This window comes from Xanthomonas cannabis (assembly GCF_040616535.1).
In the GTDB taxonomy this organism is placed as follows: Bacteria; Pseudomonadota; Gammaproteobacteria; order Xanthomonadales; family Xanthomonadaceae; genus Xanthomonas; species Xanthomonas cannabis.
In genome coordinates, this window is the sequence record NZ_CP136580.1 from 1,516,195 (window position 1) to 1,540,812 (window position 24,618).

The window sequence follows — 24,618 nt, forward strand, 5'->3', positions numbered from 1 at the left end:
TCACGTGGCTTGGCTGCGGTCGGCATGCGCGGATCAGCGTGCACGCATCAGCGCGAGCGTGTCCGGGTTGGCTCGGTGATCGGCTCGGCAATGGGGGCGGGGTCGGCAACCGGCGATGCCGGATGTGCGGGTACCTCGGCTGCCGCTGCCAGTACGGAAGGGTGGTTCGGCGTGGTCAGCATGCGCGCCTTGCGCCAGCCGCCCCAGCGGTAGTACGCCAGCGACAGCAGCATCGAACAGGTCGAACTGATCGGGAAGCTCCACCACACCGCGTCTGCGCCCAGATGCGGCAGCAGGATATTTGCGAGAGGCACGCGTACGCCCCACAGCGAAAACGCCAGAATCAACAGCGGTGGGATCACTGCACCGGTGGAGCGCACCACGCCCGACACCACAAAGCTGACGCCAAACAACAGGAACGACCAGATCGCGATGTGGTTGAGATGCCGCGCGATCTCCAGGGTGGCGCTGCCTTCGGGCAGGAACAGGGCCAGGGTCCAGCGGTCGAACAGGATCAACAGCACGATCAGCAGGCCCGTCATCAGGAAGTTGGCGGTGATGCCGGTACGGGCGACGGCATCCACCCGCGACCACAGGCCGGCACCCACGTTCTGGGCAGCCATGGTCGAACAGGCGGCGCCGACCGCCATTGCCGGCATCTGTACGTAGTTCCACAGCTGCAGCCCCGCACCGAACGCGGCGGCGGTGTCGGTGCCGAAGCCGTTGACCAGCGACAGCATCGCAATCATCGCCAGCGAGATCATCACCATCTGCAGGCCCATCGGTACGCCCTTGACGACGAGCGCGCGCAGGATGGCAGCATCGATCCGGAACAGATGCAGGTCGCGTCGTCCCAGCCACAGCACATGTTTTTTGTGCCGCAGATAGATCAGCAGGCCGGCCAATGCGACCACCTGTGCGATCAGCGTGGCCCAGGCCGCACCGGCAATGCCCAGCGCCGGAAACGGGCCGATGCCGAACAGCAGCAACGGGTTGAACACGATATCCAGCAGCACCGACAGCAACAGGAACCGGAACGGCGTGCGTGCATCGCCGGTGCCGCGCAGGGCCGCCGATAGAAAGGCGAACAGATACAGCGTCGGCATCGCCAGGAAGATCACGCGCAGATACTCCTCGGCCAGCGTCTGCGAGGCGGCGGGCGTACCCATCGCGGTAAGCAGATGCGGCGCCAGGAACCAGCCCAGCACGGCGATCAGCGCCGACAGTCCGCCAAAGAAGCTGGCACTGGTGCCCATGACCTTGCGGGCCTGGGCAATGTTGCGCGCGCCCATTGCCTGGCCGATCAGGATGGTGGACGCCATGCCGATACCGAAGACCGATCCGATCAGGAAGAACATGATGCTGTTGGCGTTGGCTGCCGCGGTCAGCGCCTCTTCGCCGAGGTAGCGGCCGATCCAGATCGCGTTGACCGAGCCGTTGAGCGACTGGGCGATATTGCCCGCCATGATCGGCAGTGCGAAGAGCAGCAGGTTCTTGCCGATCGGGCCTTCGGTCAGGACAGCGGATTTGGGCATCGCGGTTGTATCGGTATGCGGACGTTGCGCACCCTAGCATTGCGCGGGTGAGATCCAGTGCAGTGCTCGCGTTGCGTACGCACTTCGGTTGGGGGAGCTCCACATTTACCGCCAGCGATGCAGCCTTGGCCGGGGGGCTGTGCTGCTTCTCTCAGCTGCGCAGCCGCGGTGGCCCTCATCCGGCGCTGCGCGCCACCTTCTCCCGCAGGCGGGAGAAGGGGTGTGGCCGAGCGCTTGTTTGAACTGCAGTGCGTTGATTGAACCGTAATGGGCTTGTCTGAACTGCGGTGCGTTGCTTGAACCGTAATGGGGGTGTCTGAACTGCGGTGCGTTGCTTGAACCGTAATGGGGTTGTTTGAATTGCAGCGCGTTGTTGAACTGTCATAGGCTTGTTTGAACTGCAGTGCGTTGTTGAACTGTAATGGGCTTATTTGAACTGCAGTGCGTTGTTTGAACCGTAATGGACTTGTTTGAACTGCGGTGTGTTGTTTGAACCGTAATGGGCTTGTGTGATCTGTACCGCGCTGGCAGTCCTTCCTTCTCCCGCCTGCGGGGAAGGTGCCCGTAGGGCGGATGGGGGCGAGCGTCCAGCATCGAACTGGCGATCGACCCAGATGGCCGCGGCGACGGCCCAGCTTGAGTTCCGGGTGGCTGCCCAAACATCGGTTACCAGGCAGAGCGAGACAGCAAGACGCATGAATCCGGAGCTGGAACAGGGCACGACAGTCAGGCTGGACGTGTGGCTGTGGGCCGCGCGCTTTTTCAAGACGCGCAGCCTGGCCAAAAACGCGGTCGACACCGGCAAGGTGGACGTGGGCGGGCAGCGCCCCAAGCCCTCGCGCAGCCTGCGCTGCGGCGAGCATCTGCGTATCGACCGGGGCGGTGAAATCTTCGAGATCACGGTGGCCGGGCTCAGCGACGTACGCGGACCGGCGCCGGTGGCGCAGGCCCTGTACGTGGAGGGCGAGGCATCGCGCGAGGCGCGTGCACAGTGGCGGCTGCAACGTGCTGCCGAACGCACCGGTTACCGCGCGCCGGAGGGCAAGCCCGACAAGCGCGCACGCCGCTTGATCACTGCATTGGGCGATATCGACGCGCTCTAGCGGTCTGGCACCTTATCCCTGCCGTGCCCGATGGGTCCGCACGGCGACACATGGCCGCTGCAATCGGGAAGTCGCGCAAAAAAGGAATGCCCCGGTTGTCCGGGGCATTGTCTGGTTGCCAGGGCCTGAATCAGGCCGAACGATCCAGCGGTTTACGCCAGATCGAACCGATCCAGCTGCATCACCCTGGTCCAGGCGGCGACGAAGTCGTGCACGAACTTCTGCTGCGCATCGCCGCTTGCATAGACCTCGGCCACTGCACGCAGGATGGAGTTGGAGCCGAACACCAGATCCACGCGCGTGCCGGTCCACTTGAGCTCGCCGGTGGCGCGGTCGCGGCCTTCGTAGAGGTCCTTCGCTTCGGAGGTCGCCTTCCACTCGGTGCGCATGTCGAGCAGGTTGGCGAAGAAGTCGTTGCTCAACACGCCGGGACGGGTGGTGAAGACGCCATGCTGGGTGTCGCCGGCATTGGCGCCCAGCACGCGCAGGCCGCCGACCAGCACGGTCAACTCCGGTGCGGTGAGGGTAAGCAGCTGCGCCTTGTCGATCAGCAACGCTTCGGCCGGCACCGCGTAGTTGCGTTTGGCGAAATTGCGGAAGCCATCGGCCACCGGTTCGAGCACGGCAAACGACTCGACATCGGTCTGCTCCTGCGAGGCATCGGTGCGGCCCGGTGCGAACGGCACCGTGACACTGTGGCCGGCGGCCTGCGCCGCGTGTTCCACCGCGGCGTTGCCGGCCAGCACGATCAGGTCGGCGAGCGAGATCTTCTTGCCGCCCGATTGCGCGGCGTTGAAGTCGGCCTGGATGCGCTCCAGCGTGGCCAGCACCTTGGCCAGCTGCTCAGGCTGGTTGGCCTGCCAGTCCTTCTGCGGTGCCAGGCGGATGCGGGCGCCGTTGGCACCGCCGCGCTTGTCCGAGCCACGGAAGGTGGAGGCCGAGGCCCACGCGGTGGACACCAGCTGCGCCACGCTCAGGCCCGAGGCCAGGATGGTCTGCTTCAATGCGGCCGCATCCTGCGCGTCGACCAACGCGTGGTCCACCGCCGGTACCGGGTCCTGCCACAGCAATTCTTCGGCCGGCACGTCCGGGCCCAGGTAGCGCGAGCGCGGACCCATGTCGCGGTGGGTGAGCTTGAACCAGGCGCGTGCGAAGGCGTCGGCAAACTGCTCCGGGTGCTGATGGAAACGCCGCGAGATGGCTTCGTACGCAGGGTCGAAACGCAGTGCCAGGTCGGTGGTCAGCATGGTCGGGCGGTGCTTCTTCGATGCGTCGTGCGCATCGGGGATGATGGCCTCGGCGTTCTTGGCCACCCACTGGTGCGCGCCGGCCGGGCTCTTGCCCAGCTCCCACTCGAACTTGAACAGGTGGTCGAAGAAATCGTTGCTCCACTGCGCCGGGGTGGTGGTCCAGGTCACTTCCAGGCCGCTGGTGATGGTGTCGGCGCCCTTGCCGCTGCCGTAGCGGTTGTGCCAGCCCAGGCCCTGGCTTTCCAGTTCGCCGGCTTCCGGTTCGGCGCCGACGTTGTCGGCCGGGCCGGCACCGTGGGTCTTGCCGAAGGTGTGGCCACCGGCGATCAGGGCCACGGTCTCTTCGTCGTTCATGGCCATGCGCGCGAAGGTGTCGCGGATGTCGCGCGCGGCAGCGATCGGGTCGGGGTTGCCGTCCGGACCTTCCGGGTTGACGTAGATCAGGCCCATCTGCACGGCGGCCAGCGGGTTTTCCAGATCGCGCGTGTGCGGCACTTCGCTGTCGTCGTCCTTGACCAGCACGCCGTGCGCTTCGTCTACACCGGGCGAGCCGCGCGAATAGCGGTCGTCGCCACCCAGCCACTTGGTCTCGCGACCCCAATACAGGTCCTGGTCGGGTTCCCAGGTGTCTTCGCGGCCGCCGGCAAAGCCGAACGTCTTGAAGCCCATCGACTCCAGCGCGACGTTGCCGGTAAGAATCATCAGGTCGGCCCAGGAAATGGCCTGGCCATACTTCTGCTTGATCGGCCACAGCAGCCGGCGCGCCTTGTCCAGGCTGACGTTGTCCGGCCAGCTGTTGAGCGGCGCAAACCGCTGCTGACCACGGCCGCCGCCACCACGTCCGTCGCCGATGCGGTAGGTGCCGGCGCTATGCCAGGCCATGCGCACGAACAGCGGACCGTAATGGCCGAAGTCGGCCGGCCACCAGTCCTGCGAGTCGGTCATCAGCGCACACAGTTCCTGCTTGAGCGCCTGCAGGTCGATGCGCTTGAAGGCCTCGGCGTAATTGAACGTCTCGCCCAGCGGGTTGGACTTGTTCGAATGCTGGCTCAGCAGATCCACGCGCAGTTGCTTGGGCCACCAGTCACGGTTGGTGGTACCGGTACCGACGACAGCGTGGTTGAACGGGCACTTTGCTTCGGTGGTCATGGGATTTACCTGTGTGCGTGAGCACTTGGGGAGCGGCGTGCCGGTATGCCGGCACGTGCTGGTGGAATCGAGGTGGACGGCAGCGCCCTTGTCGTGGTCATTGATGATCACGACAGGGAAACAGTCGCCCGGCCGCTGGCGGACCCGCCGATGCTAGCGCCTGCTTGTGGCAGTCGAAACCGCCTGGCTGACGGGAAAGGCAATGGGCGGGCAGGCGCATCAGGCGGACTCATCATGGCGACGTTCGCACACGATAAAGCGCATCGATCATTTGGTGAATTCGAATTATTCGAACATATCGATAGCGTATTGCTATGGATAGCACGCCGGTGCTCGTCCGGCGTGCCCAGCGGCTACGGGTCGCTCAGCGCTTGCCGAATAGGCTGCCGCCCAGCTTCATGACATCGCCCAGGCCGAGCTGGCCATCGCCGTCCTGATCCAGCACGCTGGTCAACAGGCCACCGGCGCCGGCGTTGGTGCGCACCTGCTGATGTTCCTGGGCCAGCGCGGGGCCGAGCTGGCCGGCGGCCGCGGTATCGCCGCCCAGAAAGCGCTTGGCCAGATATGCCATCACGATGGGAGCGAGCAGCTGCAGCAGCTGGCTGGCCTTGCTGGTTTCCAGCCCGGTGGCCTGGCCCAGCCCGGCAGCGGCCTGTGGCGCCTTGTCGCCGAACAGATGGCCGACGATCCCGGCGCCATTGGCCGACGCGCCGCTGGCCGAACCGCCCAGCAGCGAACCCAGCAGGCTACCGATGTCCGGGCTGGCGGCGTGGTCGCGTTGCAGGGCGCCCAGCAAGGCATCGGTGCCGCCGGCCTGCTGGCTATTGCGGCCCAGCGCGCCCATCAACAGCGGCAGCGCGGTCTGCACGGCCGATTGCGCCTGCTCGGACGCAATGCCCAGGCGGCCGGCGAGTTGCTGCAGCTGCGGGCCCTGCAACTGCGCGGCGAGCTGATCGGTCAATGAGGCGGACGTGGTCATCGGAAGGTTCCTGTTGGACGAAGCGTTGCCGCAGGGTGCGCCCGTCGCGCCGACAGAGCAATCCATGCGGCATCGCGGCAGGTCAGCCGTTACGCACTGCACTTCTGCGGCCATCGATTCCTGCAGCGCGTTGCATCCGCAAGCGCAGCAAGCATCAGCCATGCAGCTCCGCTCTTACAAATCCCAAATCCCGACTCCCCAATCCCGGCACCTCAAATCAACGCCTTCAACCGATACAAGGCCTCCAGCGCCTGCTTGGGCGTGAGCTCGTCCGGATCCAGAGCCTGCAGCGCTTCCTGCGCGGCGGAAGAGGGCGCGGTGAACAGCCCGAACTGTTGCGGCGCATCCAGCGCGGCCGGCGCCATCTGCGCGCTATGGCTTTCGCCGCCGCGTTGTTCCAGCTCTGCCAGGCGACGTCGCGCCTGGGTGACTGCCGCCTTCGGCAGTCCGGCCAACGCGGCCACCTGCAAGCCAAAGCTGCGATTGGCCGGCCCATCCTTGACCGCATGCATGAACACCAGGCGCTCGCCGTGTTCGACCGCGTCCAGATGCACATTCGCAATACCGCTGGCCCCGCCGGCATGCGATTCGTCGGCCAGCGCGGTGAGTTCGAAATAATGCGTGGCAAACAGCGTGTAGCAGCGATTGGTATGCGCCAGGTGGCGCGCCACCGCGTCGGCCAGCGCCAGGCCATCATAGGTGGAGGTGCCGCGGCCGATCTCGTCCATCAGCACCAGCGAGTGCGGGGTGGCGTGATGCAGGATGTAGCTGGTTTCGGCCATTTCCACCATGAAGGTGGATTGCCCGCGTGCCAGGTCGTCGCCGGCACCAATGCGGGTGAGGATGCGGTCGATTGGCCCGATCACCGCGCGGCTGGCAGGCACGTAGCTGCCGATATGCGCCAACAGCACGATCAAGGCGTTCTGCCGCATGTAGGTCGACTTACCGCCCATGTTCGGGCCGGTGATGACCAGCATGCGGCGGTCGGCGTGCAGCTCCAGATCGTTGGGCTCGAACGGTTGGTCGCGCACCGCTTCCACCACCGGGTGACGGCCGCGTTCGATGCGCAGGCACGGCGCGCTGTCCAGCTCCGGCTGCGACCAGTCCAGTGCCTGCGCGCGTTCGGCGAACGCGGCCAGCACATCCAGTTCGCTCAATGCACCGGCGCAGCGCTTGAGGCCTTCCAGCTCGGTGCCGAGCGCATCCAGCAGGCCTTCGTACAGCAGTTTTTCGCGCGATAGCGAACGCTCGCGCGCGGACAGCACCTTGTCTTCGAAGCTCTTGAGTTCTTCGGTGATGTAGCGCTCGGCATTGGTCAGCGTCTGCCGGCGGCTGTAGTGCAACGGCGCCTTTTCCGCCTGGCCCTTGCTGATCTCGATGTAGTAGCCGTGCACGCGGTTGTAGCCGACCTTGAGCGTGGCAATGCCGCTGCTGGCGCGTTCGCGTTGTTCCAGGTCGATCAGGAATTGATCGGCATTGGTGGACAGGCGGCGCAGCTCATCCAGATCGGCGTCGTAACCGGTGGCGATGACGCCGCCGTCGCTGAGCTTGAGCGGGGGTTGCTCGGCCACGGCGCTGATCAACAGATGCGCGGTGGCATCGTGCTCGCCGAGTTCGGCAAACAAGGTCTGCAGTCGCGGCGAATCCAGCGGTGCCAGGATCGCGCGCACCTTCGGCAACAGTGCCAGGCCATCGCGCAGGGTGGAAAAGTCGCGCGGGCGCGCCGAACGCAACGCCACGCGGGTAAGGATGCGTTCCAGGTCGCCTAGTGCGCGGAAGGCCTCGCGCACGTCGACATCGGCGCCCGCGTCGATCAGGGTGCCGACCGCGTGGTGGCGCTGTACCAGCACTTCGCGCAGGCGCAGCGGACGGTGTAGCCAACGTCGCAGCAGGCGCCCGCCCATCGGCGTGACCGTGCTGTCCAGGACGCCGAGCAAGGTATTGCGGGTGTCGCCATCGACGCGCGTATCCAGCTCCAGATGCCGGCGCGTGGCCGCGTTCATCGAAATCGCTTCGCTGGCCACTTCCATCGCAATGGAGGTCAGGTGCGGCAGCCGCTGTTTCTGGGTCTCTTCGACATACCCCAGCAAGGCGCCGGCCGCAGCGGTGGCGCAGGGCTTGTCGTCGATGCCGAAGCCGGACAAATCGTGCAACTTGAAGAACGCCAGCAACTGGCGCCGGCCACTGTCGGCATCAAACAGCCACGGCGGCCGCCGCCGCACACCGATACGCCCGCGCAGGAATTCCGGCCAGTTGTCTTCATCGGGCACCAGCAGCTCGGCCGGCTCCAGGCGCGCGATCTCAGCTTCCAACGCATCCACGCTGTCCACTTCGTTGACCAGGAAGCGCCCGCCGGCCAGATCGGCCCAGGCCAGGCCGTAGCCCTGCTTGCTGCGCGAAATCGCCATCAACAAGGTGTCGCGGCGCTCGTCCAGCAGCGCCTCGTCGGTGACCGTACCGGGCGTGACGATACGCACCACCTTGCGCTCGACCAGCCCCTTGGCCAGCGCCGGGTCGCCGATCTGCTCGCAGATTGCCACCGACTCGCCCAACGCGACCAGCCGCGCCAGGTAGCCTTCATACGCATGCACCGGCACACCCGCCATCGGAATCGGTGCACCACCGGAGTTGCCGCGCTGGGTCAGGGTGATATCCAGCAGGCGCGCCGCCTTGCGCGCATCGTCGTAGAACAGCTCGTAGAAATCGCCCATGCGGAAGAACAGCAGCAGGTCGGGGTAGTCTGACTTGGCGGCGAAGAACTGCTTCATCAGCGGCGTGTGCTCGGGGGTTCCCGTGCCTTGCTTGGCTTTGTCTTTGGTGTCGGTGGTTTGCAATTACGTCTTCCGGAATCTGGCGCGGTGAGGGGCGGGCAGGTGGTGACCCGCGGTGCCGGTGGCAGGCGTGTGGCCGGGCGCTCCGCGCGGCGGCTGAGCTGGCTGGGTCAACGGCGGCGTGCAAGTTTAAGCCGAGCCGCCCGGGATCGCGATCCGGGCGCTTGCCCATGCGCCGGCGGCTCAGTTGTTGCGGGGGCGACGCGCTTCTGCCCGGCCCGGCGCAGCGGTGGCGATGCCGAGCGATCTGCTTCATCGCAGGCAGGGGGCGCGGCCGGCGGTGACGCTGTAAGCAAGCCGATCACCGCTGATGACAGAGGTACCAGCCGAGGCGGCGGCGGTTTGTTGGCGTCTTGCGACATGCTGCATCGGGCCTCGGATTCAGGCTGCGTGGCGGCTGGAGGTCATGCCCCCTGTTGAGATGACGTCCGACGGTGCTGATCAGCCTTGCCGTTATCATGCTGAAGGCCTTCGCCTGTCTTGGCAGGTGCCGCTCAGGATCCAGGGCCGAGCCACTCCACATCGCCGTGGCGGCGGCGGGGATAGAGTGCCCAGCCACTCATCACGTACGACACGCCGCATGGATAACCGACATCAGGAATGGATGCAGGCCGTCACCGACGCGCTCAGCGACCTGCTGGCCGCGCGCGTTGCGCAGGCCACGCTGCTGGAGGCCATGCTGGTCTCGCATCCGGATCCGGTCGCCTTGAGAAAGGCATGGGACGAGCTGTCGTCTCAGCGGATTGCCGTCGTTGCACAGAACAAGGCCGCCGCTGCGGTGGAGCGGCCGATGGATGGCTACACGCTGGACCAATTCCAGGCCTGGGAAGAAAAGTTTCGCCGCTATTTTCCGCGCGATGTGGATCTGGAATAAACGGAGGCGCGATCGCGCGTTCTTGCCGGCAACCAAAGAGTCGATGTGCGGTGCGCGCCTTCAAGGCGTGCGTGCTTCGATGATGAGAGCGCTGCACAAGCGGCAATATTCCTGAAGTCCGTTGGCGCATCTCCGGCCCACCAAGCTGGCCAGAGGCATCGGGCTGAAGGTCAGACGCCCCCCATCCGCCCTTCGGGCACCTTCCCCCGCAGGCGGGAGAAGGGACCGCGGTTGCGGTGTGCCATGCACTGGCGTGTCGCATCTCCGGCGGGGGTCACGCTGTAGTTGCCTTGCGCTTGGCAGAGCGCTGCAAGACACTGATCTCGTCGAGTGCTTTGCCATTGCCGGATCGCTTAAGCATGCTTCTGCGGCAGAAGATGACTGCAGCATCCCCGCTGCCGCGTGTGTCACCGGCCAGGCTGTTCCGCTGCCGGAGAGGGTGGCCCGATCAGCCAATGCAGTTGCTGAAAGGCGGCGGCCTGTGGGCTCCCGGCAAGTCAGTGTCAGCCAAAACAAGCAGATTACGGTCACTATTGAAGCCAATACTTGGCACATGTCAGTCCGCCCCAGCTGTCGTGCGGACGATGCTGATTGTCTTTGGACAGCCATTGCTTGTCCTGTTCGCGGAGCTCGCTTGGCATGCGGAAACAGCATGGACATGCGAGCACCAACGATACGGCGCAGGCCGAGGTCATCGGCCGCCAAGCCACGAATGCGCGCAGTTGCTGGCACGCGCGTCAACGCAATCTGTGCAGGGCCTGCGTGTATATGTGCCGTGCCTTGCACCCACGCGTGTCGCTTCAGGGTTGGAACTCTTTCGTCTTTGGAAAAGCTAAGATCGAAGCTTGTGCAATGTTGGAGGCGCCAATGATCGATCGTCGTACCTTTCTTGCCACGGGTGTGGCGGCCGCTGCCGCCAGCTTCAGTACATCAGCGGCCCGGATCGCGCAGACGCCGCGCGCCAACGGGCCGGTGCCGTGGGGCGCAGTGCCCAGCGCACGCCAGCTGCGGTGGCATCGGTGGGAGCAATACGCCTTCGTGCATTTTGCGATGAACACCTTCACCGACAAGGAATGGGGCTACGGCGACGAGGATCCGCGCAAGTTCGATCCCAGCGATTTTTCAGCCGATCAAATTGTCGCAGCAGCCAAGGCCGGCAATCTGAAAGGACTCATTTTCACGGCCAAACACCACGATGGTTTCTGTCTTTGGCCGACACGCCTGACCGAGCATTGCATTCGCAACTCGCCCTACAAGAATGGCAAGGGCGACATCGTCGGCGAAATGGCAGCGGCGTGCCGACGCGCTGGCCTGGCGTTCGGACTTTACCTCTCGCCCTGGGATCGCAACCACGCCGAGTATGGGCGCCCCGGCTATATCGACTATTTCCGCAAACAGATCGTCGAACTCTGCACCGGCTATGGCGACCTGTTCGAGTTCTGGTTCGACGGTGCCAATGGCGGTGACGGCTATTACGGTGGCGTACGCGAATCACGCAAGATCGACGCGCCGGCGTACTACAACTGGCCACGGATGATCGAGCTGGTGCACCAGTACCAACCAATGGCCTGCACCTTCGACCCACTCGGCGCCGATATCCGCTGGGGCGGCAACGAGGACGGCATCGCTGGCGATCCGAGCTGGCCGACCATGCCCAATGCCCCGTACACCCAGGAAAACGGCAATTCCGGCGTGCGCGGCGGGGCGCTGTGGTGGCCAGCTGAAACCAACACGTCGATCCGCCCGGGCTGGTTCTACCATGCCGATGAAGACGGCAAGGTGCGTAGCCCGGAAAACCTGGTGCGCTATTTCGACACCTCGGTTGCGCGCGGCACCAACATGAACCTCAATCTCCCGCCCGACCGACGCGGCCGCATTTCCGACCACGACGTGGCGGTGCTGCAGAGTTTCGGCGACGCCATTCGCGCCAGCTTCGCTATCGATCTGGCCAAGGGCGCCAAGGCCAGCGCCAGTGCGTCACGCGGTGACGGGTTCGAGCCGGCGCGCGTGCTCGACCGCCAGCCGGACAGCTACTGGTCTACGCCGGACGCGGTCACCACGCCAACGCTGACGCTGGAGCTGTCGGCAGTGCACAGCTTCGATCTGATCCGGCTACGCGAATACCTGCCGCTGGGCGTGCGCGTCACCCGCTTCGCAGTCGAGGCCGAGGCCGATGGGCAATGGCGGCGGCTGGCAGAAGCGCAGTGCATCGGTGCGCAGCGCATCTTGCGGCTGGATCGCCCGATCGCTGCGCGCCGGGTGCGCCTGGTCGTGCTTGAGGCCCCGGTGTGCCCGGCGATCAGCGAATTCGCGTTGTTCCGCGCGGTTGCGCCGGTGCCGGTCGCGCGGCCGACGGCGACCGCGCCGGACGTGCTGTCCAGCGCTGGCTGGCGCATCGTCGAGGCGAGCGCGCCAGGGGCGGATACGTTGCTGGACGACGATGCCAGCACGATCTGGATCACGCCAGCTCCCACCCAGGGTCACCCCGTGCAGGTGACCATCGACTTGGGTGCGCTGCGTCAGGTTGCCGGTTTCAGCCTCACGCCCTCGCGCACGGTCATGAACGGTGCGGCGCCGCCGAAAGGCTATCGCGCCGAAACCAGTGAAGATGGCCGGCAGTGGCAGCCCGCCGGTGCCGGCGAGCTGTCCAATATCGCCTATGCGCTCTCGACCCAGCGGTTGAACTTCCCCGAAGTCCGCCAGATCCGCTACCTGCGGCTGTCGTTCGCGGAAACCGCGGTGCCTGCCGAGCGACTGGCGATTGCGGGGATTGGTGCGTTTTCGCGTTTGCGATGAGGGCTTGCGATCCCTCGCGGCCGTGCGTTGCGGGGGAGGTGCGTTGCTATGGCTAGGCTGCTTCGCAGGCTCTAGATGCATCAGGCGAAGCGCTGGAGAGAGATCACGTATTCGCGTCACGCTGTGCCCTGAGTCTTGACCCTGCCCCCTATACATGCCCGCAGCATCTGCGACTAGGCGCGGATGGCATGTCGTTGCATGAGATTGAGTTAGGGCTCGCTCAGATAGTGAGGCTGTTGGCGACGATTGAGTAAACCTGCGTACGTTCAAAGAGGGAAGCCTGCGTTGACAGGCCCGTGCTTGCTGGACTAAGCAAGCACGGGCTTCTGCGGCTTCAGTACCTGCTCACGTAAAAAATTCACAGATTCGTCGCCGGGCCTTCAAAGAAGCCCTTAAATCTTTTCGTAATCACATGTCAGATTTTCAAATTCCGGGAGATAACCGTCCTTGGTAAATGTTCCGCCCGAGTATTCGCATTGAGATATCAGAAACTTGAAGCCTGCCCTTGCAGTATGACTCCAGTGCTGCGGGCAAGTGCCATCGTGATCGTAGCGATACGGTTTTCCACCCGTTGCCTTGAGCGTACCCCAGCGCTCACCCATTAAGACCGCTGCACGGCCCTTGAACCCGGGCTTAGGCTGACACTGCGTAGTTTCACTGCGTTCGTGACATGAGCTCCAGCTATAACCTTTGCTGCCGCTCAACGAGAACGGACCCCAGCCCCCGGGTGCTGGGAGCTCATAACCAACGCCCATATCAAACGATTGCTCGTAACACTGGCTGGTACCAGATGTTAGTGATACGACAACACATTCCCCGCCCCCGTTGTTGTAGCAAGAGGCCCATCGTGATGCATCGACGAACTCCGACTTCTGATTTTTCCCTAACCATCCTTGAAAGGAAGTTGTGAGTTCGGCTGCCTGCGCCATGCCGATAGTCGTGAGAGAGGCAAGAACGACTGGTAAAAACTTATTTCGGGAAAATGACATTCTTCAGTCCTCTGAAAATATTTTGGGTGGTACCGCTTGTATGGGATGGTGTGCGAGATAAAATAAAATAAGAGGCGCGGCAAAGGTTCCGCAAGTTCAACAGCCAACTGCAAAATTATTGGGCGAGTTTTATTGCATATGAAATTGCGCGGCACCAATTGGCCAGCGCTAGAATAAGATTAGTTAATATCTGGTGCGCATTGCTAGCGGCATGGAGCAATTACATCGAAGAGGGGTGGAGCATAATTCGATCATATTCTATTATTTATTGAATGAAGTGGCTGGTCGTCATCACGTGGGGCTGAATGTCGCGCCACATTTAGGCAGTGATTCTAGTGTGCTGATATTTCAGAATTCGATCTTGGTGGCCGAGTGAAATGGTTTTATTCGGTAAAGCTCGGTTTCATGCGGATATTCTTCTGTTCGCGAAGTGGTTCGTATGCTAAAATTTTCGATCTAAGAAAATATTTGAATTGCATTGAGTTGTGCTGTGGAGCGTCCGGTTGTGGATTATCTAGCTATGGCCTGATGCCATTACCTCGTTAAATCGCTCGCGTTCTTGGTTCGACGCCGACGGCCGAGCCACCACGTTTGTTAGCGCGGATCGGAGTGGGGGTGTCAACTCGACGTCACCACTGTTGATCGAGTCAAGCGTCTGCATGACCAGAGAGGTATTCGCTGCGTGTCCCAGGAAACCCACCGCTGCATCTGCGGCGCTCTCCGGTGATGAAAGCCGATAGATCTTTTGCGCCGCCAGACCGCGTACGACTTCTTCGCTGTTGCCGACTACAATTGAGTTCAACTGAGACACCGTATTTGATCGCAACTTGCCAGCGTCGGCGGAGTCATCCTTTTCGATCGTACCGATAAAGTTCAACGCAGCTACCGCTGTGCGCGTATCGGTACTGCGGTCGTTGAGGCTTGACACTGCGTTAGCTAGAACGCTTCGCGAGGCTTGACCCGGCATGTTCGAATAGGTCTCGTACATATGCGCATACAGACTCTTGTCTTTGCTATCCCAGATTCTGTTAGCTTCATCCAGGAGCATGGACCTGCCGTCATCGCTTAGCGCTAGCATGTTTCGCATGATGTCCCGATCCATTGCATCCTTGGCGGGCATCTGACTGTAGAATTCAGCAACAGCTTTTCTTGTCTCTGGATTGGCGTCAATGGCAGCTGATAATTGTGCGGCAAATGCACTGCGCTCCGCGCGAGACATCGGCGGGTCTGCATAGAAGCGAGAAAAGAAATTCTTCAGATGGGACTGAACATCCGCTGCCGTAAATGGCTTTGTGCCTTCATGCATGGTGAAGTCACTGTCGTATGACTGTCGAATTTCTGTTCTGGACTGACCGGCTTCACGATGGTTCGTGGCCTTGTGATGATTTTCAATGCTCCTGTTGTTACTTGCGCCGGCAGCTAGTGCCACAGTGCTTTGGGAGCTGTGCTGATATGAATAGACCGCTGCACTGATCAGTGCACTCCCAAGGATGACGATTGGGAGGCGCATAATTCTCTTTGACGTTGGATTATTCATGTCGTGATAGCGCGTCTGAATAGAATTTGTTGATTATTCACTTTTAGTGATCTAGTTGGACAAGGTGTGCATTCATGCGTTTCGCGTGGGGTTAGCGTACGTCCGTGGGGAGGTCCTTATAACTGCGCCGCATGGACAACTTTGATCAGTTAAGTTGAAGATGTCGGTTCAAGAGGAGTGGGAGCGACGATGATCTTCTTGTGTGTAAAGAATTTTTCCAACTATCAGTTGGATTTGAGTTAAATGATTGAGTATTTTACTGAAATGATGTAGCGCCATTATTTCGGGGTCTAAGCGACGCAGCTTTCGCGCCGAATATTAACTGGGTCAAGTGGATGCGCATTCTTACGTGCTGCGGTGTCGAGTAAGTTTGCAGGGGCGATTCGTTGTATGGCGTTAAAATACGGCCTGCCACGCCCGGTTAAATGTCATCGCATGACACAAGGGGTAACGTATAAAGATAAATGAGGTTACTGAAGTTATATCAATTCTATAACTGGAATATTATGAGGTCGCTGGTGTGATGTGCAGTACTGAACTCGGGAAGCGACCTTGTCTTGGCGAGACATATAAAAGTGAGAAATGCGATGTCATTCGCGTTTTTACGATGTATCGGAGGTTGTCTGGATCAATTTGGCAAAGCTTGGTATGCAGAATCGAACTATATCGGATGTGTAATCGGCATGTTCGCTCGAAAGTGGCTTAGATGCCGTGCATTGAAATGCAACCGTATGAAGTTTTCGGTTGGTGTGCATTTTTTTTGGAAGAATCTTCGCAACCTTTGTTCAAGGTGTCGGCGCCACTGAAATTTGCGCAGAAAGACCCCCGCATTTGCGGACAAGCCAGTGGGAATTACGAGCTGCCCCAATTCAGCGCATGGGCATTTCGGTGACGCGGATTGGCCGTACGGTGCTGGCGGCCATTCTCGGCCGTTAGCATCGTACGGCAGTCAGACCCCGTGCCCAGTTGCTGTCACGGTTCGCATCATGCAACCGACGCGCGTGGCTCAGCCGCTTCGATATTCACGCGCAAGGTGGCCGGTGCCAGGCCTGGCGCACTGGCTTGCAACACGATGTCACCAGCCGTGCGCGTGGTCTGCACCAGCGCCGCACACAGCCCATTGAACGCCTTGCGTTGCGGCGCCTTGTCGTCCTCGTGGCTGCTGGGGTCGCCGTTGCCGACGCCGATCAGGCGTGCGGGGCCGCGCACGGTGAACTGCACGTGGTTGTCGGCGGTTGGCACCAGGCGTCCTTGCGCATCGACGATTTCCACCTTCACCACGGCTACGTCTTCCGCATCTGCGCGCAGTGCTTCGCGGTCGCAACTCAGGCAGATCGCGGCCGGCTTGCCGGCGGTCTCTCGGCGTTCGCTGAGCACCAGCTTGCCTGCACGATAGCCACGCGCTTCGATCACGCCGGGCGCATAGGCCACGCGCCATTCAACGTGGCCATAGGCGGGCACCTGCTGCAGGCCCTGGCTGACGCCGTTGACCAGCAGTTCGACCGCTTCGAGATTGCTGTGGCACCAGACCTGTACGTGGCCGTTGTCGTCGGCTTGCAGCAGGCCGTCCCAGTTCCAGTGCGGGAACAGGTGCAGCACCGGCTCGCTGGTCCATTGCGCGCAGTAGTACCAGTAGTTGTCCTTGGGAAAGCCGCAGCTGTCGAGGACGCCGAACTGCGAGGCGACATTCGGCCAGCGGTTGTAGGGCGTGGGTTCGCCGCGGTAGTCGAAGCCGGTCCAGATGAAGCCGCCGGCGATGTACGGGCGCTGCGCGACATAGCTCCACCACGCTTCGGCGGTACTGGCCCACCAGGGGTGGTCGAGGTCGTAGGCGCGGGTGTAGCCGCGTTTGTCGTCGCGCTGGTAGTTGCCGCGCACCGACACGGTGCTGCCGGTTTCGCTGCCGTAGATTGGAATGTGCGGGTATTGGGCGTGGAAGCCGTCCATCTGGCTGGTGCGGTAATTGAAGCCCACCACATCGACCACCTGGCCGACGCCATCGCCGAAGCCCTTATCCATGGCAAAGGTGGTGGGGCGTGTGGGGTCGAGCTGGCGCACGCGTTGTTGCATGCGGGCGACGATACGTGCGCCGCGCTCCGTGACCTGTTGCGGTTCTTCATTGCCCAGCGACCACAGGATGACGCTGGGATGATTGCGGCCGCGCCGTACCATCGTCTCCAGTTCGCCCATGGCTTCGGGGTCGGTGGACATGCGCCGGGTTTCTTCGATCACGAACATGCCCAGCCGGTCGCACAGCGTGAGCAATTCCGGTGTGGCCGGATTGTGCGAGCTGCGGTAGGCGTTGCAGCCCATCGATTTGAGCTGGCGCAAGCGCCATTCGTGCAAGGCGTCCGGGATGGCGGTGCCGACGCCGGCATGGTCCTGGTGATTGTTGGTGCCGTGCAGCTTGAGCGGTGCGCCATTCAATAAAAAGCCGCGCTGCGCATCGAAGGCGATGCTGCGCACGCCGAACGGTGTGACCAATGCATCGACCGCTTTGCCATCGCTGTGCACGCTGGTAGTCAAACTATAGAGCTGCGGGGTGTCGATCGACCACAGCGCAGCCTGGCCGAGCGGCAGGGTCTGTTCGACGACCTGCACCTGGCCCGGCGCAACCGTGATGGTTGCGCTGGCTGCCTGGGCAACGGTGCGTCCATCCGGTGCGGTGATGCGCGCCTGCACCACGCATTGGCGTGGCGCTGTGCCGTCGTTGTGCACCTCGGTGGAGAGCTGCGCAGTGGCGTTGCCGTCCTGCACGGTGCTGCGCACGAACACGCCATCTTGCGGCAGATGCAGCGGGTCGGTCTTCTGCAGCCACAGGTGCCGGTAGATGCCGGCGCCTTCGTAAAACCAGCCCTCGCCCAGCGTGGCATCCACGCGAATGGCGATGATGTTGGGCTTCCCATAGTCGAGCACCTCGCTGAGGTCGACTTCGAAGCCACAGTAGCCGCTGGCATTGCGGCCGACGATATGGCCGTTGCAGAACACGATGCAGTCGCGGAACACACCGTCGAACACCAGGCAGATTCGCTTGCCCAGATCGCTTGCCGGAATCTGCAGCGTGCGCCGATACCAACCCACACTGTTTTCCGGGAAGCTTGTGCCCAGTGGCTTGTAGCCATGTGCGGCGGCCGGGTCTTCCTCGGTCATGGCGGCGGAGATCGGCTCCTGCCGAAATGGCAGGCTGACGGCCCAGTCGTGTGGCAGGTCTACCTGCTGCCAGGCACTGTCGTCGAACGCCAGTTGCGCGGCGGTGGCGGTGTCCTTGCCGGCCTTGGCGAAGCTGCGCTGAAAGGTGCCGAACTCGAAATCGCGCGATGCATCACTGGCGTGGCCCAGGTGGAAGCGCCAACCGAAGTCGAACAGCAGTCGCTCACGCGGCGCCAGCGCTGCATCGCCCAACGGCACAGGTGTTGGGGTGTCTTTTGCAGCGGCCGGGGCAGCCGTAGCGCCGGCAGACACCAGTGCACCGGCCGTGCCCACCGGCAATGCGGCGCTCATGCCACTGGCCAGCATGCCGCGCAGCAACTCACGCCGATTGATGCCACTCATGGTTGCGTCCTTTTGCCGGCTTCTGCGGAACGGTCTGGTGTACTCGCAGCATGTTCGCTTGCGTTGGGCTTACGCGACGCAGGCACACCGGTGTACGGGTGGCGCATGAAGTCGATCGCCGGCAGCACCTCGTTGCCGTGCTTGAAGTCGAAGAAGCTGGCGTTTTCCCATGACGAGCCGGTGCCCCAGCGCGTCTTGCAACTGCTGCTGGTCCATGCCGGTTCCCAATACACCACGCCGGCGCCACCGGTATCGATGACCAGTTGGGTGAGATCGACCATGTACTTCGCTTGGCCCTGCGGTGTGGCCGGGTAGCCGGCAATCAGCGAGTCTTCGCCGAGCAGGTTATGCGAGGTGTCGCCGGCGTCCAGCGTCCACGGATACGCGGTTTCCACGACCACCACATCGGCGTCGTAACGCCCGCGCAGGCGCTTGATGGTCTTGCCCAGCTGCGCCATCGATTGGGTGGACCACTTGCGGTAGTAGCTGATGCCGATCAGATCGAAATCGGTGACCCCGGCCTTGGTGGCCGCGGCAAACCACGGCTCCACATTTTCCGGCTGGGCGATATGCAGCATCACCCGCGGCTTGATGGCGGAGCGCGCGCTCATGTCGCGCACTGCCTTGATGCCGGCATTGAACAGCTTGGCGTTGCGCTGCCAGTTGATCGGGCGCTTCTTGTCCCACGGCGTGCTGTCCATCAGGTCGGAATTGCTTTCGTTGCCCACCTGCACCAGCTCCGGCATCAGGCCGGCGCGGTCGAGTGCGCTGAGCGTGTCGTAGGTGAAGCCGTAGAGCGTGCGCGCCAGCTCGTCGGTGTCGGTGATGCTGGCCCAGGCCTTGGGAATCAGCTGTTTTTCGCCGTCGGCCCAATCGTCGGAGTAGTGCAGGTCCAGCAACACCTGCATGCCTTGCGCGCGCGCACGCGCAATGGTTTTCTTGACGTCGGACAGGTCGCTGTATTTGGTCCAGCGCGCATCGTTCCACAGGCGCACCCGCACCAGGTTGGCGCCATGTGCGTGGAAAAGTTCGAACGGATCGGTGACCACGCCGTTCTCGCGGTATTGCACGCCGCATTCCTCCATCTCGTTGACGTAGGACAGGTCCGCGCCGAGATACAGCGTGGCCGGCGCCCGGCCGGCGTGTGCGGAGGTGGAAATGGCCAGCGCCAGTAGCGCGGGCGTCCAGAGACGGCGTGGTGAGCGCATGCAATTCCTCGACTGATAAACGTGGAGCAGGTGACAGCATGCCGCAGGCAACCGCGCTGCTGCACGGCCGCTGTGCAGAATCCAAACGTGGATTGCAGATTGCAGTCCACACTGCGGCTGCTGCTTTGTGCAGATGCGCGTTGATCGGATTGGCTGCGTTCAAGTGCTCGCAGCCGATCTGGCAACGCATAGGGTGGCCAACAAAACTTAGCGGTCGTCAGGCCGGTGCTGGCGGTGCGCTCAGCACCTCAGTGTACGAGCGGTATCTGCCGCACCGAACATCGAGCACCGAGCACGCCCGCCTTGCGGTGAGCGCCACTGTGTTGTTGACGGCGCTTAGAACCGGTAGGTCGCTTCCAGCTGGTAACGGCGGCCGAACACCTGGTAGCCGCCATCGTCCTGGTTGGCCAGACGATTGGGCTTGTTGTCGGTGTAGGCGCGCAGCGGCTCGTTGGTGAGATTGCCGGCCTGGAAGCGGAAGCCCAGCTGCTTGCTGTACTGCCAGTTCAGGCTCAGATCCACCGTGCCTTCGCTCTGCAGGCGTGCCAGGCGCGCGGCATTCCAGCCGTACACCACGGTGTAGGGGCTGTGGTACTTGTAACCCACACGCGCTTCGAAGGTGCCGTTGCTGTACCACAGGTCGAAGGTGCCGGTCTTGCGTGCCAGGCCGCTGAGCGGCAGCGGGTTGTCTTCGGGCGAGAATTCCTTGAGGTTGGAATCCACCAACGAGAAGTTGGAGTAGACGCCGAAATTTTCCATGTGCGGGATGAAATAGAACGGCGTCTGGAAGGTGAGTTCGACACCGTTGATATGGCCGCCGCCGCCATTGAAGGGCGCGCTGACCAGGTAATCCAGGCCGTTGATGATTTCGCGGTCGGTGCGGTAGCCGATGCTGGAATCCACTTCCTTGCGGTACACCGCCAACGCCGCCAAGGCTTCCTTATGGAAGTACCACTCGTAGGACACGTCGACCTGGGTGGCCTTGAAGGGGTCCAGCTGCGGGTTGCCGCCGCTGCCGGTGAGCTGGCCGACGGTGACGCTGGGGTCGTCCAGGCGACGGCCGGTGCGCAGCTCGTCCAGCGGCGGACGCGCGATGACCTTGGCCACCGCAAAGCGCAGGATGCGCTGGTCGTCGATCAGGAAATTGAGCGTGGCGCTGGGCAGGACGTCGGTGTATTCCTTGCTGTCGGTGCTGGGCTGGATGGTGCTGCCCACCGAATCGAAACCGTCGCTGGTGGTCTTGGTGTTGACCAGGCGCACGCCTACATTGCCGGTGACATCGGTACCGAACAGTTGCGAGCTGAAGACCGCCTTGGCGAAGGCTTCGCGCACATCTTCCTTGACGTTCCAATGGTCGAGCAGTTGTTCGTCGAGCGTGCCCGGATCGAAACCGCCAAAGCCCACCCGCGCGATCTCGGCCATGTTGCCGCCGGTCAGGGTGGGCACGTTCAAGTCGGGCATGGTGACCGGATAGATCAGGTCCTGGTATGCCGCGATCGGTTGATCGAATCCGGACTGGTTGCCGATGAAGCGGCGGTTCTGTTTTTCGCGTCGTGCCGCGCGCGCACCGAACTCCAGCGAATTGAACGGACCTGCGTCCACCGCGCGGCTGGCGTTGAGCGCCAGCGCGGCGATCTTGTCGCGCAGCGCCTGCGGCTCGGTCTGGCCGTTGATGCCCCACTCGGGCGTGTCCGAGCTGGTGCTGATGGTGGGAGTGACGCTGCGGCGGAAATCGAACGAAACGGTGTCCGGGTTGCTGCCGAAGCGCACGGCCTGCCAGGTGTTGTCGCGCTTGGCCTGCGAGAACGACAGGTCGCTGCCCAGCGTCCACACATCGCCGCTCCACTTGGCGTTCAAACCGCCGGCGGTCAGCGTCTTGACCTCGTTGTAGTGGCTGACCACATGGTCGACCTGCAGGTTGGAATTGGCCAGGGTGCCGGCCACCACGTCGCCATCGACGATGGTGTAGGAGGAGCCCGGCGTGGTGTACGGATTGGCGCCGGTCGAGAAGGTGCTGAAGGCCAGGCCGTTGAACCAGTTCTGCAACTGGTCTTCGTCGATCTCGATGCGCGAATACAGGCCGTCGAACTTGAGTTCGAAGTTGCCCGAGCGCCACTGCACGGTGCCCATCGCACCGGTGCGGGTCTGCTCGGTCAGCTTGAGCTGGTCGGCTGCGCCGAAAGGGGTGGGGTCCACGGTGCCGTCGCCATCCACATCGCGCGAGGTGGCGGCATCGGTATAGCCCCAGCTGCCGATCGAGGAGTTGGCGTTTTTCTGCTTCTGATACGTGGCGCCCAGCGCCACCGCCAGGTTGTCGTTGATCTTGTGCACCCAGCTGGCGCCGAGGCGGCTGCCCCACGGGTTGTAGCCGTCCACATCCTTGGCGTGGTCGTAGAACACCGGGCCGGCGGTGCCGACGAAGCCGGGGCCGGTGTAGTCGAGCGGACTGATGGTGGAGATGTCCACGGTGGCGGCCAGGCCGCCGGCGACCAGATCCGCCGACTGGGTCTTGTAGACCTTGACGGTGGAGACGATCTCGGTGGGAAACACTTCCCAGCGCACCGCGCGGTTGGGTTCGGAGGAGGCGATCTCGCGGCCGTTGACGGTGCCCATGGTCATGCGCGGGCCCAGGCCGCGCACGGTGGCCAGGCTTTCGTTGCCGCGGTCGCGGGTGCCGTTGACGCCGGGCAGGCGCACCAGCGCTTCGGCCACGGTGACATTGGGCATCTGTCCCATGTTGTCGGCCGAGATCACTTCCATGACGTGATCGGACATCTGCTTGGTCTGCACGGCCTGGTTGAGGCTGGCGCGCTGGCCGATCACGGTGATGTTGTCCAGGGTTACCGGCGCCTGGCCGCTGGCGGCGCTGCTGCTGCCGGTGGCTGGCGGCGCGGCAGGCGCGGTGTCCTGGGCCTGCGCACTGAAGGCGGTGGCCAGGACCAGGGCGATGGTGGTGCAGAGGACGTCGCGGACCGGCGTGCGGCGCAGGCGCCGGCTGGCCGAATGGCCGGTGTGGTGAACAGGCATCGGTTGATCCCTCCCAGGACAAAGTGACCGAATGAGTGGTGGTAGCTGCCGTGGCCCACCGGCGCCGACATGGGTCTGGCGCGGCCGAGCGGGCATGGCGGAGTGGTGCGGTGCGGTGTTACTGGAGCGTTGGTTGCTGTGGCGCTGCGGCGAACGATGTCGCGCTGGCGTCCCCTTGTCCTGCATGTGTCCGCTTCAGGGTAGAAGCGCGAGTCATTCCATTCCAATGAAGCATTTTGCGGCAGCTATCTCAGCTTGGAATGCTGCACTGCAGCGCTAGCGCTTGCTTGGTCACACTTCCGCGGTGGGTGCCGGTTCGGCCAGCCGAAGTTGCCCAGGGTGCCGCCTGGCACCGTGGTCTCGCCGCTACCGTGTGCTGGCGGCGAGCCGGGGCAGTGCAGGGAAGGCGCGCTGCACGCAATCGCTGCGCTCGCAGGTCAGGCAGCCCGGGCCGATCGGCACCGCATCGTCCACCGCGCCCAGATCCCAGCCGCGCGCATACACCAACTGGTCGGCATGGCGCAGGTCGCATCCCATCGCCAGTGCGAAGGTCTTGCGCGGGCGGCCATAGCCCGGCGCGCCGCTGCTGACCTGCCGCGCCAGCCAGAAATAGCGGCGTCCGTCGGGCATGCGCGCAATCTGGGTCAGGATGCGGTCGGGCTGGTTGAATGCCTCGTACACGATCCACAGCGGGCAGGCGCCGCCGACATGCGAGAAATGGAAGTCGGTGGCCGAGTGGCGCTTGGAGACATTGCCGGCCCGATCCACCCGCATGAAGAAGATCGGCAGCCCGGCCGCCCCCCGTCGCTGCAGGGTGCTGAGCCGATGGCACACCGCCTCGAAGCCGACCCCGAAGCGGTCCGCCAGCCATTCGATGTCGTAGCGCGAGCGCTGTGCGCTGTGCAGGAACTGGCTGTACGGCATCACCAGCGCGCCGGCGAAATAATTGGACAACCCGATGCGCGAGAGCGCGATGCGCTCGGCATCGGCGAAGCCGGCATCGGCAATGCGCGCGTCCAGCAACGGTGCGCATTCCAGCAATGCCAGCTGCGCGGCCATCTGGAAAGCCTGCTGGCCGGGGCGCAGATGCGCCGGCAGCCACAGCACGCGCGCCTGCGCATCCACGGCGCGCTTGTCGCTCTGCAGGTCGGTGGCCTCCTGCACGAGCAGGCCGTGGCGGTCGGCCAGCCGTTGGCGCAGCCGCAGCGGCAGGTTTTCCGGGGTCAGCCCCAGTTCGGCATACAGCGCCTCGGCATGTTCATCCAGCTCGGGCAGGTAGTTGTGCGCGCGGTTGAAGTAGTGGCGCACCTGTTCGCCGGGCGACAGCGAGGGCAGGGCGGCGTGCTCCACCCCGATCTGCACCTCCAGCGCAGCATTGCGCTCGAGCAGCTGCTGGTGGGCGCGATGCAGGTCCAGTAGCGCCTGCGCCACCTGCGGCAGGTTGCCGGTAAGCGCCCGCAGCTCGGCCGGCGACAGCGTATGGCCCAGGCTGCGCAGCGATTCGTCCAGCGGTTCGACCAGCGCGGCCGGGTCGTCCAGGTCCAGCAGGCCGTCCAGATCGCCCAGCGTGGCCTTGAGCCGCTGCTGGATCGCCAGGGTGAGCGGGCGCTGGTTGCGCTCGATCTGGTTGAGATAGCTCGGCGACAGCCCTAGCCGGCGCGCCAGCTCGGCCTGGGTCAGGCCGTGGCGCTGACGCAGCCGCTGCAGGCGCAGGCCAAGCTGGTGGCGTAACGGAGACTGCGACTGGGGCATTCGCAAGATTCGCAAAATTGTGCCGCCAGCTTAGCG

13 protein-coding genes are annotated in these 24,618 nt (G+C 63.3%); 3 read left to right on the forward strand and 10 right to left on the reverse strand.

Translation table 11 applies throughout. The features are described 5' to 3' along the window. Window positions 1-47: 47 nt before the first annotated feature. On the reverse strand, window positions 48-1,535 hold the full coding sequence (locus tag RZV17_RS06510) for an MATE family efflux transporter (protein ID WP_355608059.1): 1,488 nt from the start codon (window positions 1,533-1,535) through the stop codon (window positions 48-50). Window positions 1,536-2,230: 695 nt separating this feature from the next. On the opposite strand from RZV17_RS06510, the gene RZV17_RS06515 reads away from it, so the two are divergent. Continuing rightward, window positions 2,231-2,638, forward strand: a complete 408-nt coding sequence (locus tag RZV17_RS06515) for an RNA-binding S4 domain-containing protein (protein ID WP_104581022.1) — start codon at window positions 2,231-2,233, stop codon at window positions 2,636-2,638. A gap of 152 nt (window positions 2,639-2,790) precedes the next feature. On the opposite strand, the gene katG is transcribed toward RZV17_RS06515, so the two are convergent. The 3 genes from katG to mutS form a co-directional block, all read right to left on the reverse strand. After that, a complete protein-coding gene (gene katG, locus RZV17_RS06520) occupies window positions 2,791-5,037 on the reverse strand; it encodes a catalase/peroxidase HPI (protein ID WP_355608063.1) in 2,247 nt (748 codons plus the stop codon). Between the two features lie 364 nt (window positions 5,038-5,401). Then, window positions 5,402-6,016 carry a DUF937 domain-containing protein gene (locus RZV17_RS06525; protein ID WP_047694285.1) on the reverse strand — a complete coding sequence of 205 codons (615 nt, stop codon included), beginning with the start codon at window positions 6,014-6,016 and terminating at the stop codon, window positions 5,402-5,404. A gap of 212 nt (window positions 6,017-6,228) precedes the next feature. Further along, complete coding sequence (mutS, locus tag RZV17_RS06530; RefSeq protein ID WP_355609224.1) at window positions 6,229-8,784, reverse strand: DNA mismatch repair protein MutS; 2,556 nt, start codon at window positions 8,782-8,784, stop codon at window positions 6,229-6,231. Between the two features lie 643 nt (window positions 8,785-9,427). Between mutS and RZV17_RS06535 the strand changes: the two genes are divergently transcribed. Next, window positions 9,428-9,721: a hypothetical protein gene (locus RZV17_RS06535; RefSeq protein WP_052077005.1), complete on the forward strand. Its 294-nt coding sequence runs from the start codon at window positions 9,428-9,430 to the stop codon at window positions 9,719-9,721. 867 nt (window positions 9,722-10,588) lie between these two features. After that, window positions 10,589-12,517, forward strand: coding sequence for an alpha-L-fucosidase (locus RZV17_RS06540; RefSeq protein WP_355608068.1), 1,929 nt, complete (start codon window positions 10,589-10,591; stop codon window positions 12,515-12,517). Window positions 12,518-12,909: 392 nt separating this feature from the next. Here RZV17_RS06540 and RZV17_RS06545 read toward each other — a convergent pair whose 3' ends face one another. The 6 genes from RZV17_RS06545 to RZV17_RS06570 all read right to left on the reverse strand — a co-directional run bounded on the left by RZV17_RS06545 (window position 12,910) and on the right by RZV17_RS06570 (window position 24,582). Continuing rightward, a complete protein-coding gene (locus tag RZV17_RS06545; protein ID WP_184369730.1) occupies window positions 12,910-13,506 on the reverse strand; it encodes a hypothetical protein in 597 nt (198 codons plus the stop codon). A gap of 514 nt (window positions 13,507-14,020) precedes the next feature. Beyond that, entirely contained in the window at window positions 14,021-15,043 is a 1,023-nt protein-coding gene (locus tag RZV17_RS06550; RefSeq protein ID WP_355608072.1) for a hypothetical protein, read from the reverse strand. Window positions 15,044-16,027: 984 nt separating this feature from the next. After that, entirely contained in the window at window positions 16,028-18,595 is a 2,568-nt protein-coding gene (gene galA, locus RZV17_RS06555; protein ID WP_355608075.1) for a beta-galactosidase GalA, read from the reverse strand. Next, the gene (locus RZV17_RS06560; RefSeq protein ID WP_355608078.1) at window positions 18,592-19,803 is read right to left on the reverse strand and encodes an arabinogalactan endo-1,4-beta-galactosidase; all 1,212 of its coding nucleotides are present in this window, start codon (window positions 19,801-19,803) and stop codon (window positions 18,592-18,594) included. The genes galA and RZV17_RS06560 overlap by 4 nt, the downstream gene beginning before the upstream one ends. A gap of 336 nt (window positions 19,804-20,139) precedes the next feature. Beyond that, complete coding sequence (locus tag RZV17_RS06565; protein ID WP_355608081.1) at window positions 20,140-22,830, reverse strand: TonB-dependent receptor; 2,691 nt, start codon at window positions 22,828-22,830, stop codon at window positions 20,140-20,142. A 366-nt stretch (window positions 22,831-23,196) separates the two neighbouring features. Continuing rightward, window positions 23,197-24,582, reverse strand: coding sequence for a short-chain fatty acyl-CoA regulator family protein (locus RZV17_RS06570; protein ID WP_355608083.1), 1,386 nt, complete (start codon window positions 24,580-24,582; stop codon window positions 23,197-23,199). Window positions 24,583-24,618: the final 36 nt, after the last annotated feature.

What these genes read in the sequence shown, in the direction of transcription:
- RZV17_RS06510 (WP_355608059.1), bottom strand. Translation starts at nt 1,535, where the DNA reads ATGCCCAAATCCGCTGTCCTGACCGAAGGCCCGATCGGCAAGAACCTG.
- RZV17_RS06515 (WP_104581022.1), top strand. Translation starts at nt 2,231, where the DNA reads ATGAATCCGGAGCTGGAACAGGGCACGACAGTCAGGCTGGACGTGTGG.
- katG (WP_355608063.1), bottom strand. Translation starts at nt 5,037, where the DNA reads ATGACCACCGAAGCAAAGTGCCCGTTCAACCACGCTGTCGTCGGTACC.
- RZV17_RS06525 (WP_047694285.1), bottom strand. Translation starts at nt 6,016, where the DNA reads ATGACCACGTCCGCCTCATTGACCGATCAGCTCGCCGCGCAGTTGCAG.
- mutS (WP_355609224.1), bottom strand. Translation starts at nt 8,784, where the DNA reads ATGAAGCAGTTCTTCGCCGCCAAGTCAGACTACCCCGACCTGCTGCTG.
- RZV17_RS06535 (WP_052077005.1), top strand. Translation starts at nt 9,428, where the DNA reads ATGGATAACCGACATCAGGAATGGATGCAGGCCGTCACCGACGCGCTC.
- RZV17_RS06540 (WP_355608068.1), top strand. Translation starts at nt 10,589, where the DNA reads ATGATCGATCGTCGTACCTTTCTTGCCACGGGTGTGGCGGCCGCTGCC.
- RZV17_RS06545 (WP_184369730.1), bottom strand. Translation starts at nt 13,506, where the DNA reads ATGTCATTTTCCCGAAATAAGTTTTTACCAGTCGTTCTTGCCTCTCTC.
- RZV17_RS06550 (WP_355608072.1), bottom strand. Translation starts at nt 15,043, where the DNA reads ATGAATAATCCAACGTCAAAGAGAATTATGCGCCTCCCAATCGTCATC.
- galA (WP_355608075.1), bottom strand. Translation starts at nt 18,595, where the DNA reads ATGAGTGGCATCAATCGGCGTGAGTTGCTGCGCGGCATGCTGGCCAGT.
- RZV17_RS06560 (WP_355608078.1), bottom strand. Translation starts at nt 19,803, where the DNA reads ATGCGCTCACCACGCCGTCTCTGGACGCCCGCGCTACTGGCGCTGGCC.
- RZV17_RS06565 (WP_355608081.1), bottom strand. Translation starts at nt 22,830, where the DNA reads ATGCCTGTTCACCACACCGGCCATTCGGCCAGCCGGCGCCTGCGCCGC.
- RZV17_RS06570 (WP_355608083.1), bottom strand. Translation starts at nt 24,582, where the DNA reads ATGCCCCAGTCGCAGTCTCCGTTACGCCACCAGCTTGGCCTGCGCCTG.